An 11661-nucleotide genomic window follows, 5' to 3' on the forward strand; every position below is an offset into this window, starting at 1 on the left:
TTAGAATCTACTTTTAATTGCTATCACTCTATTTAAATCCCTTTCTAGTTGATTTAAATTTGGTGTGTAAGCTGCTTCTAAAGGGTTACTATGAGCATCTATATAAGCGCACGCTTCATTAAATATGTCAGTTAATTCCTGTTTAACATTATCAAAACCCTGACCATCGATTTCTTCAACTTGTCCAAATTTAATATCACGCCTATAGCGTTTAATAACCGATTTAAATATCTCATCTTCAACTAATAATTCAATGGCAGACCTTAAATAACCATACCCCTGTATAGCAGCAGAGCTTCCCATTACTTCCTTGTTTACAGCACTTGTATTTAATAAGTCCTTAATTTTACCTTGATAAGTTCTAAACTTTTCCTTATGAGGTGGGGTATCCTCATATAAATGGCCAGTACTATTTCCTTTTGATTCAACTGTATAATATTTATAATTTATATTTGGTTTTCTATCCTTCATGAATTGCTCAATTGAATTAAAAAACAGAATACTATGTGTTAAAATAATCACTTGCCTTTCTTCCGATAATCTTATAAGTCTCTGTGCAACAATATTTATCCTTTCATGGTCCAGGCTGTTTACAGGGTCATCAAATATTATAGGCCCAAATTGATTACTTATTTTTAACTCTGTAAGTAAATGAGCTAATGCTATAGACTTTTGCTCCCCCTCACTTAAGACATCACCTAATGAATATTGAGACCCTATTACTTGTCTTAACTTTGGAGAACCAGCCTGTGTACCAAAATCTAATGAAATATTCTTTTCGCATTTTAGATGTTTAAGTTCATTTTCAAATACTTCTTTAAACTGGTCTTGTATTAACTCTTTTCTTGCTAGGGTTGATATTCTACTTAAAGAACGTGTATTAAGTAGACCCTTCACGTTTTCTAGCTTCACAACCATTTTTAAATTATCTACATATTCCTTAAGTTTAACTTTGTTGTCATATAATACTTTTTTATCTTTTAGCTCATTGATTTTGTTTTCCATTTCATTTTGTTTTTCTTGTATTCTTCCTAATATAGTCTCCTTCTGTTTTTTTAACTCTAAAACTTCTTCCGACCTTTTTTTAATAAAATTGGTTACCGATTCATAATCTAATCTAAAGGATTGTTCTAAAAATACGCCTTTAGGGTGTTTAAGTACTATATTTTTCAATCTAGTATATTCAGTAAAAAATAAACTGATAACACGTGGAACAATTTCCTCGTCTTCAGTTTCAAACGGATTATGATGCAATTGACAGGAGCTATCAACTTTACTTATTTTTGTATTCAAATCGTCAAGCTTTTCACCTAGTTTTTCTATTTTACTCTTTAAAGTATTATCTATTAGTTCTCTATAGCTTTTTATGAGCTCTCTGGCATTTACGTCAAGAGGTTGCCCACAATAAATGCATACATCCTTTTCATTTGGGTAGCTTATTTGTTCCAGTGTTTTAATATATTTTTCAGCACTTTCAAGGAAATTTATAAACTCTTCGGATTGAATAAAATTGCCATTTAACTGCATCATAGACTGTTTGAGACCAGTTGTTCTCTCTTCTTCAAAATATTTTAATGTTTGCAAGGTTTCCTTATACTCATTCCAAACACTTGTATTTAATACCTCTTTCATTTTATTAATCTTTATATTCAATTCATCTAATTCTTTGACTTGATTCTGGCAGGCTTGTATTTCATTATTAAGTAATTGAACATTCAAACCCTCTTTTTCCTTATTTAACTGAAGTATTTGTTGTTCATCTTCCAATTCAAATTTTGTTTCATTTTCAATGGTTTCTTCATTTGTTTCAGTTTTTAATGAAGTAATAAAATTAAATGCATGAGTACCGTTATGTAGCTTAGTGAAAAAGTCAGGTTCAATAGATTTTCTATCAATCATATTTGTAATCTCTTGACTTAACTTATTCAATTCACTAGAAACCTCATTAAAATAATGAAATCCAACTGGTGTAGCAATTAAATTTCTATTATTATCAAGACTAATTTTTACGCAATCAGAGTTAAACATTCCTATGCTTTTTAAATCTACGGAAGACGAGGAGTTATTCCATGAAAATGTTTTATCTCTTTCACCAACTTTATAATAAATATCAGCCTTTTGCTCATAGTTATCGTTACTAAAAACATCTGGTAACACCTTTAAATTACTATCATAACTAAAACCGACGGACTTTAGTATCCTTCCGTATCCCGATTTCCCTGAACCATTATTTCCATAAATAACAGTAAGGTTTGGTGAAAATTTTAATACTTGTTCTTTTGCTAATTTATTTACTCCCTGTATATTTGTTAACTCCTTCAATATTAGTTTTTCACCATTGTTACTTTGTTCAAATGAACTAGGACCTTCAACAGTCTTTTTTTCAAATTCCTTTATTATTCCATGCTCATACAACAGGGTATTTAATATTTGTAGTCTTTGTTCTTCATCAACATTTTCAGATGTTATTATTTGGACCAATGCCCTAGCCCAATCTCCATTATCATTTGCCCATTCCCATAATCGCCTGACAACATTATTCATAGTTTTTCTCCCTTCCTTGGACATCTAAAAAAAGTAGGAGTCAAATAAACTCCTACCTGTAATGTCATGATGTAATAGTGTTTTCATTTAATATGCTTTGAATCATCTTATCAATGTAAGTTTCTCTGTCGTCATTTTGGAAAAGGATGTGCTGTTCTTCCATCTGTTCTTTAGGTAATTTAAGCCCTGTGGTTATTAAATCACTGTAATAGGTGTTAGCGATGGTAAATGCATTAAGAATAACATCTTTATCATTTAAGCGATTTTCCATTTCCTTAATATGGCGATAGAATTGAAGCTTTGCATCAGTTATTGAAAGGTTTCGGATACCTTTTGGGTCAGCAAATGTAATGTACTGCTTTTCTCCATGTATAATCCAGATAATGAAGTCTGGATAAAATCCGCCCGCTTCGAAGAATCCAATTCCTCTACCTCGACTTTGGTTTCGGAGCAGATATAGTTCTTTATCTTTAAAGAAATCCTTATTACCTTCATAGTGGGTCTTTAAATCTTGCACAAAACGGTATTCTCCCTCATTAAGCGGAACAGGTGATACCTTTATAGCTGCACCTTCTAGGGTAATCAATGGTTGATATAGGTGCTGTGAAAATGAAAAGGAGGTTAAGCCGCCAAATTCGATATCGCTTAACATGCTTTTCTTCAAAGCATCCTTTAATTGCTTTAATTTAGTTATCATGCTTGTATCATTTGTATCTACAGAAACTTTATATTCGTCAAAGAAATTGTTGTCTGTTTCTGTTAACTCATAATACTCTAGATATGGTGCTTCCCACTCTTTTTTTGCATATAGATATTGTTTTTCACAATACTTTTTCAATAGAACTAGAGCAATTTCTTCCCAGCGTTTTACTTTGTTAAAAGAATTAAATACTAGCTCCTCTTTTGGTATTTCGATTTCATACCAATAATCATTAGATAATAATTTAATGATTTCTTCTTTAGATAAGCTTAGGTTATACCATGAACGCTCATTCTTAAATTTTTGCATCTCAAAGTAAATATGGTCCAAATCCATAAAGGCAATATGTTTTTCCGAAAATGCTTCTTTGTTTAAAGTTATTGACTGAGTTTCTCGAACACTTAACCCTTTAATTCGACTATCATGTATTTGAAGCTTTGGATACCAGTTAACGATTATCTTATCGTTACTTGATAATCGTTCTGATGGAGCAGAAAATTTCGGTTTTGGTCCTTGCTTTTTAAAATCGATACCATCTTTTAAGCGTAAGGCCTTTAACTTTAGCTTTCTTTTATGGTAATCCTTCAAAACAGGCAGTTGTATTTCTTCATAGTCGGTTTCCGTTTGGATACCTTCATCTTCTAGATATTCTTTAAACTGCTGCATGTAGTCAGCACGAATGCCAAAAATGTTTAATGTTTCAATAAAACTAAGATATTTAGGAATATCAGGTACTTCACCCTTTAATGTTTCGCTTCGCTTTAAACTAAAGTTATATCCTTTAAGGCGTACCCCACGGCCAAATAATTGGATGATTTGTGAACCTTCGCTTCTACCTAAATTCATTAGTCCCATTGTGCTTACACGCCAACTACTCCAACCCTCAGTAAACTTCTTAGAGCCAATTAAAAGTTTTATGCCTGAATCTTTTTTATCAATTTCATGAAAATAGGATTTTGAAAAATCTCTGTCGGTAACAAGAAGCTCTGTGTAAGTTGCACAAAGCTTACTAAGTTCATTCGAATCACCTACATTGATAACACCAAAAGGTTCATGGTCTCCAATACGAAGTGCTATTTCACCATCGACACCTTTTAAATTTTCTACACGTAACGTAGCATTAGCTAGAGTAGAATTGAAAACGAATAAGAGAATTTCACGATAAACTTCTTCAGCTGACATTTGTTTGTCTAGAAGATACGGGAATGAGTTACCGAATATCTCCCTTCCATTTCCATCTAAAAGCCCTGGATGACCGCTTAGAAGACGTTCTATCATACTTATGCTTTCTTTACTTTCCTTTACAAACCGAGCAATAAATAACAGGATGTCTGTTACATCAGATACTTTTCTTTTATTTTGGGTTCTCAGTGCATTAACGCTGCCACCTACAAAAACCCATAAAGGTTTAGCCACCATAAAAGGACGATAAGCTACTTCATTTTCACTATAAAGTTTTAACTGTTGATAAAAGGCTGTTAAACATGCTGTTAAATATAAATGACGAATATGTTCATCTTCATCATCCTGTAGATTTAAGATGCGATAATCTTTTCCATATCCATCGCTATAAAAATAACGATAGGAGTAATCAAATAAAATACATTTTGAATACTCTTCCATTAATTTCTTATTACCTGATACAGCTTGTCCAAACGTTGCTGAATACTCAAAGGCAAATCCTTGCTCACTTAGCTTTTCTCTTTTATTTCTCCATTCATCACCAGATGAACCACGATGTCCTTCATCAACAAGAACAAGATTATTCCCTTCAAATGCATCAATGGCAACTGTTTTTTCGCCCATTTCATCCTTTAATTTATGAATATCAATTATTGAGATTTCATTTCCTCGGAATAAGCCTTGCATATTCTTATCAAAGAGCGCCGCTTGTAGCCCTGATACTTCAAACTCCCTCAAATGTTGTTTGGATAGGTCTTCACTTGGTGTTAATAGAATAACCTGTTCCAATTCATCGCGACGATGTTTGTTATAAAAATAATGTTTATATTGAAGGATATTTACATGCATCAGCAGCGTCTTTCCAGAGCCGGTTGCATTCCAAAATGCTAACTTTTTTAGGTCTGTTACATTGTAATAGTTAAGTTGCTCACCTTTTGATTTATCCTCATTAAATACATCAATAAATGCATTTAAGTCATTCAATAGTTTTTCTCTGTGGTTAAAATAACGGTCTAGATAAATTTCCGTAAACAACAACGAAAGATATTGGAAATATTTCCACCTTATTTTTTTCTCTCTCTTTTCACTAATTGTAAGGGTATGACTTACGATGTTTTCATCATACTGTCTTAAGATATCATTACTTAGTTCTTCCCTTTCGAATAATTTCATAGTAAGTTGTTTATAAAACTGCGAGACATTATCAATGTCTAATTCTTCGAGGGAACTATCCTTCATGTCTTTTGTAAGGTGTTCAAAATCCTCCACTTCAAAGAGACGCAGCATAAACTGATTCAATATTAATTGGTCACTTAATTGAATCTTTTTGGTTGTCCCTCTAGGCATAATCTCACCTCCTACATATCTTGTACATCAAACATTAGACGCTTAAATTCTTCCTCAATAAGAACCACTTTCCACTTATTTTCCGCCAATTTCAAGTTTTCTAAGTGATTATCTCCATTGACATAAATTCGTTCAAACTCAGAGTCACGTGTATTGTAACCTTGCTTTTTAAAGAAGTCTTCTAACTGTTCATTTGTGACTTCATCCGTGTTTCTCCAAAGAACTAAAGTATTTTCCCCTGTCCGTAATGTTCCTGTTATTACTTTAATACCTTTAATCAAATCAATGGTCTTAATATGTAAACCAATCAAGTAGTTAAAGGTTTCCACAAGGTCAACATTTGTAAGCTTAGATTCCGTTCCATTTGTAATCATCATTTTATAATCAAATGGATTTCTAAATGCCTCGGTATTTAATAATGATGAACTTCCTTCTGCTTCAACTTCAAGCATATATGAAAGTAAATATTCTTCCTTCGCTTCGCTAGACATTAATTCAGTCATAGCTGATTGTTGCTGGGAAGAACGTTTGAGTTGAATATTATTTAGAGCATCCTCATAAGACTCAAGCTTTATATATTTAAACATATGACTTGAACCCTCACGCGAAACTGGTTTCCCATCTTTCCAATCCTTCGAATAGATTGCCTTTTGTATTCTTGGTTTTGTTACTGTATTAAAGTATTCTCCCATTTCAACAAGAATGTATTTAAGGTCACTACCATTTTCCCTATTTAACTCTACAACTGCATGACCAGTCGTACCTGAACCAGCGAAATAATCGAGTATTATATCTTTATTTTCATTTAAGGTAGATAAACTAATGCTTCTCTTTACAGTATTTATGGATTTAGGAAAATCAAATAACTTTTTTCCAAGCATATTTATTAACAATGTATTTCCATAATTTCCAGCATCGTATTCTCCACCACTCCACACAGTTTTGGGAACGGTTAATTCATGTGTTAAAAACAAATCAAAGACGCCATCATTCTCTATAATTGCAATTCTATCTAAATTATTCTTAATGGTATCTAAACCAAAATTCCATCTTCTTTCTATACCATTTTGGTCTATTGGCCATATTTCAATTTCACCGTTTTCTTGTCTTACATTCCTACCTGCCGGGCTAAATTCATCACTAGGAACGTCACCAATTCTTGTTATTTTCCCATCTTTAATATAAATTGGATAAAAGGATAATCTCCTTTCAGTTCTTAAAGAATTCTCTCCCCACCTTCTCATTTTTCTTGGTGTATCATTTTCTTCTAGAGTACGATTTATAACATTTTTTTCATCTTCATTAGTAATAAAAATTGCATATTCATGTACTCTATTGAAATCTTTAGTAATGGAACCTTTGGGATTATGGACTAATGTTATTGGAGAAATTCTATGGTTTGTGAAACTCCCTTTTAAGACAGACATCAGATTAACCATCTCCGTATCATCGATAGCAATAGCACACACACTTTTTTTATCCATTAAAGGCTTAGAGAATTCCAATCTATCCTTCATTAATGAAAGCCACGATGAATGCTTATAACCATTTTTATAAATTATTGGAGTGGAATTGGTATTGTATGGTGGGTCAATATAAATGCTTTTAATACTTTTTTGATATTTTTCCTGTAAAAAATTTAATGCTTGGAAATTCTCACTATGAATTAATAGTCCATCAGCATTATCGTCAATATTTTCTATTTGAGCTAGTAATTTATCTGTAAAATTACTACTAAAGAATTTTGTATCTAGTAAGAGATAACGATTCTCTGATAAAAATTTAACTGATAATGGTTTGGTAAAACCACTTAATTCATCAATTGAAAAAAGCTTTTTCCATTCATCTATTTGCTGCTCATTTTGGCTAATTTCTTCATATAATTCTTCTGGGATTCTATCGAGTGAAATACAATAGTTGGTTTCAATGACAAATTTCTTTTTTAACCAAAGTTTCTTTTGGAAATTTTCTATTTGTTCTAGAAATGCAATGATTTTCTCGCCAATAGATTTAATCACCTTCACCTTTGATAGATATTGTTCAAATCGTTTCTCGTTTTCAGTATCAAGGTCATCTAAGTGCATTATTTCATTTTTGATAAAGAAGTCTAACTCACGCCGTAAAAAGCCACCTAAATCTTTATGGATAAAATAATCAAAGGTATTACGTGCTGTATAGTCATTTAAATACTTTTCTAGAATAGTACGTTTCTTATTCTTTTCAGTTGGAGAAAGAGTCTGTAGTTCTTGTAACCAATCAGCATTCCCTTTAGAGAATATCTTTTCTAATGCACTTTCATTTAATTGCTTTTGTGTTTGCTTTCCTTCAGCAGGACGATATTCAAAATGTATAAATAGTTCCCCATTTTCCTCTTTAATTGGGTCATCTTCCAAAAGAATAAACCGTCGGTCTTTACCTTCCTGAGCTTTATTATTATTTTGTTCTGTATTAGCCTCTAACAATTTAAAATGGACTATTCTTTCCGAAGGTAGTTTGAACGTATAATCACGGAAATACTCGGATGTTTTCACATAGTATTGGTCTGAGTTCGCCCAGTGAAGTTTTATTTCTTCCCCTTCGTATGGAATTGCATAAACATCCTTTTTATAACGTCGTAAAGAAATAAAATCGCCATTGTCATAATACCGTCTGAAGAAACTTGTTAAATCGGAGAACACTTCATTTTCTAGCGCTGTAACGTCTACGCCTTGATTAAGTTGTTCTGTAAGGGTTTTATACTTTTCAGAGCTTTCCTTTGCCACACCCATATCACTTAGTTTTTTCTCAAGGTCTTCTATTTGTTGTTTAATTGTTTCAATATCTGCATTCTTGTATTTTTCAAATGCCTTTTGAACCTGAGGTACCAAGTCCTTCTCCAAAAATTTAGTTACCTCATCACGTTTTTGGTTCATAATTCGATATATTCCAAAGTCTAAATCTGCTTGGTCAAATTGAAATATTTCATTAAGTAAATCAATAAATTTTTTTTGTTGCGTTGTTGTCATTGAAACTCCTCCTTAAACCACTGTCCAACGTAAAGTAAATAATTCTTCCTGTTCTGTTTTTTGAACCATTTTCTTTTCAAGTTCATCAATAAGGTCATCACGCTTATCCATTATTTCATCTTCAACATCAAATATACGTTGCCTTTGCCTCCGCTGCAGTCGTTCCAAGTCCTTAATGTGTTTTTGTATTTGGTGTTGCTCTTCTGTCGATTTTGCTAGCCTCGCTTGCCGCTTGGCCTCTTTAATTTTTACCTTTGTATCATTCAATTCCTTTTCAGAAGCAAGTACTAAATCGTCGGCCCACTTTTCTAATCTTTCTCTTTCCTCATGGAAAAACTTGTTGTTTATTTCCAGCGACTTACTAATGGTTGCTTCAACGTGACGGTTAGCATCTTTTTTTAAGGTCAAAAGTTTATCACTAGAACAATTCGTTTGCTTATTTTCATGGCCAACGCATTGAAACAACTTTTCACATGTTTCCTGGTCCATTGTTTTATTATCATCAGTAACTCCGTTAAAAAGCAAATATTCTTCTTTTCCGTAGGAATCTATTGATAATTTAGTTAATGTTAAAAAGCCGCTTTTACCCTTAAGAGATTCAATTACAGATATTCGGACAGGGTGATTGGTTATATCAAATTGCACTTCGCTTAGATGGGTTGGTATTGATTTTGCCGAATTTATGACATATTCCCCGAGAGGGTCTGAAAGCCGGTAAAGATGTGCTCCTGTTTCCTTTTTGTCTTTGGAGATAAGCTCATATTTCCCCATAGGAATATTGGAAATTGGTGGCTCCTTTACTAGAGTAAATGTTAAGTCATCATCGTTGAATTTTGCCTTTTCCTTTAACATAATTTTAGTTAAAGACCAGAACATCTTACCTACTCGGTCTAAATGGTATTTGGTATCTTCGAGATGGATTTTTAACCTCGAATGGACATCCATGTCAAAGTGCTCTAGTAAAGCTTTCCTTGTATCGTCTAAACGGCTTTGGATTTGTTGCTCCAATTCATTTTGCAACTCTTTAAAAGCATTCTCAATTTCTTCTGGTGTACGACAGCGTTGATAGATTGATAAAATTCGTTTTTCAAAATCGACACCTGATTCAATACTACCTAACACTTCATCGGAAGCACCTAGAACACCTGTAAAGAGGTTAAATTTTTCTTTAAGGAGTTCATAAACCCTTCTATCTGCTTCATTTCGCTCATTTAAGAAGTTGATAACCACCACATCATGCTTCTGTCCATAGCGGTGACAACGTCCTATCCGTTGTTCAATACGCTGCGGGTTCCAAGGGAGGTCATAATTAATAACCAATGAGCAAAATTGAAGGTTAACTCCTTCTGCTGCTGATTCTGTAGCTATCATAATTTCTGAAGAGTCTCGGAAATATTCAATTAACGCAGCTCTCATATCCGCTGTTTTAGAGCCACTAATTCTACTTGAATTTTGGTTCTTCTCTATCCAATTTTTATAGATTCTTTTTGAATGTTCATCAGTGTTTGTCCCATTAAACAATACAATTTTACCTGCATATCCATTGGCATCCAAAAAGTCTTTTAGATACCCCTGGGTACGTCTAGATTCAGTAAAAATTAGGGCTTTTCGACCCGCACCCATTTTACCCATTTCGACAAATCCTGTTTCAAGGGCTTTTAGTAATGCACGTGATTTACTGTCAACACGGATAGACCTAGCCCGGTTTAATAATCTGTTAACCTCTTCTATTTCTTTCTTCAGCTTTTCTATATTTAAAGGCTGTATTACCTCATTTTCATCATTAACTTCATTGTACTCTTCCTCTATTAAATCCGTTTCCATTTCATCCAAATCTACTAATTTTTCTAACCAATCATCTTCAGGAGTGTAACTGCCTAAAGTTGCTTCTAATCGCTCCTTTATCGTTTGTAGTGTACCTGAAAGAGCCTGAGAAGAAGATGCAAGTAATTTGCGAATTATTAACGTTGTTAAGACCTTTTGTCTTTTGGGGATGGCATATGTATCTTCACGTAATAAAAATTCTGATACCGCTTGGTACAAAGCTTGTTCATCATCTGTAGGTCTGAACGGGAATGTTATTGGGATTCTCTCTGTATAACGTATGTATTCCAAAACTTGAGAACGAAGGGTTCTGTGACAGAACGCCCTTAACCTATCCTTTAAGTCTTGTAAATTACCATTATTACTCATATATTGTGAACGGAAAGCCCCTATATCACCAAAGATGTGTTCATCTATCAATAAAGATAGCCCAAATAACTCTAGTAACGAATTTTGCAAAGGTGTCGCAGTTAGTAGTAGTTTCTTTGTGTCATCTAACGCCCATTTGATTCCTTTACCTAGCTTGTTACTGTTACGATAAACATTCCGTAATTTGTGGGCTTCATCAATAACAGCCATATCCCAAGGGACAAGCTTTAAATCATTTCTTTTACGATTTGCAAATTGAAAAGATGTAATTATTATTGCATCTTGTATAAAAGGATTACCTTTTCCATTACGTATATAGTCGTTAAACGATTTCGCCTCTAAAATAACACTTGGAAGATTAAATTTCTCTTTAAGTTCCATGCTCCATTGTTTACGGAGGGATGCTGGGCAAATAATAATAAGTTTCCTCTCACGTTCTGCCCACTTTTGACACAATACTAACCCTGCTTCAATTGTTTTTCCAAGTCCGACCTCATCAGCAAGTAAAACACCTTTAGATAAAGGTGAACGGAAAGCAAAAAGGGCTGCTTCAATTTGATGAGGGTTTAAGTCAACGGATGCATCAAATAGGGACCTGGATAGCTTTTCCACACCATCTTCCGTTGATTGCTTTGTTAACTCGTGAGCGTAATATTTTGCATGATAGACTGTTGACACCGTATTCTCCCC

At 33.3% G+C, this 11661-nt stretch carries 4 protein-coding genes; all 4 read right to left on the reverse strand.

Translation table 11 applies throughout. The annotated features are described in order from the left end of the window. The 4 genes from ACNAZ4_RS08525 to ACNAZ4_RS08540 all read right to left on the reverse strand — a co-directional run bounded on the left by ACNAZ4_RS08525 (position 1) and on the right by ACNAZ4_RS08540 (position 11649). Positions 1 to 2544: an AAA family ATPase gene (locus tag ACNAZ4_RS08525; protein WP_415813817.1), complete on the reverse strand. Its 2544-nt coding sequence runs from the start codon at positions 2542 to 2544 to the stop codon at positions 1 to 3. Between the two features lie 64 nt (positions 2545 to 2608). Further along, entirely contained in the window at positions 2609 to 5773 is a 3165-nt protein-coding gene (locus ACNAZ4_RS08530) for a DEAD/DEAH box helicase family protein (RefSeq protein WP_415813818.1), read from the reverse strand. A gap of 11 nt (positions 5774 to 5784) precedes the next feature. Next, on the reverse strand, positions 5785 to 8778 hold the full coding sequence (locus ACNAZ4_RS08535; RefSeq protein ID WP_415813820.1) for a DNA methyltransferase: 2994 nt from the start codon (positions 8776 to 8778) through the stop codon (positions 5785 to 5787). A gap of 12 nt (positions 8779 to 8790) precedes the next feature. Further along, positions 8791 to 11649, reverse strand: coding sequence for an SNF2-related protein (locus ACNAZ4_RS08540; RefSeq protein ID WP_415813821.1), 2859 nt, complete (start codon positions 11647 to 11649; stop codon positions 8791 to 8793). Between the last annotated feature and the right edge of the window lie 12 nt (positions 11650 to 11661).

Origin of the sequence: Mesobacillus thioparans (assembly GCF_965138835.1) — a bacterium.
Lineage (GTDB): Bacteria > Bacillota > Bacilli > Bacillales > Cytobacillaceae > Mesobacillus > Mesobacillus thioparans.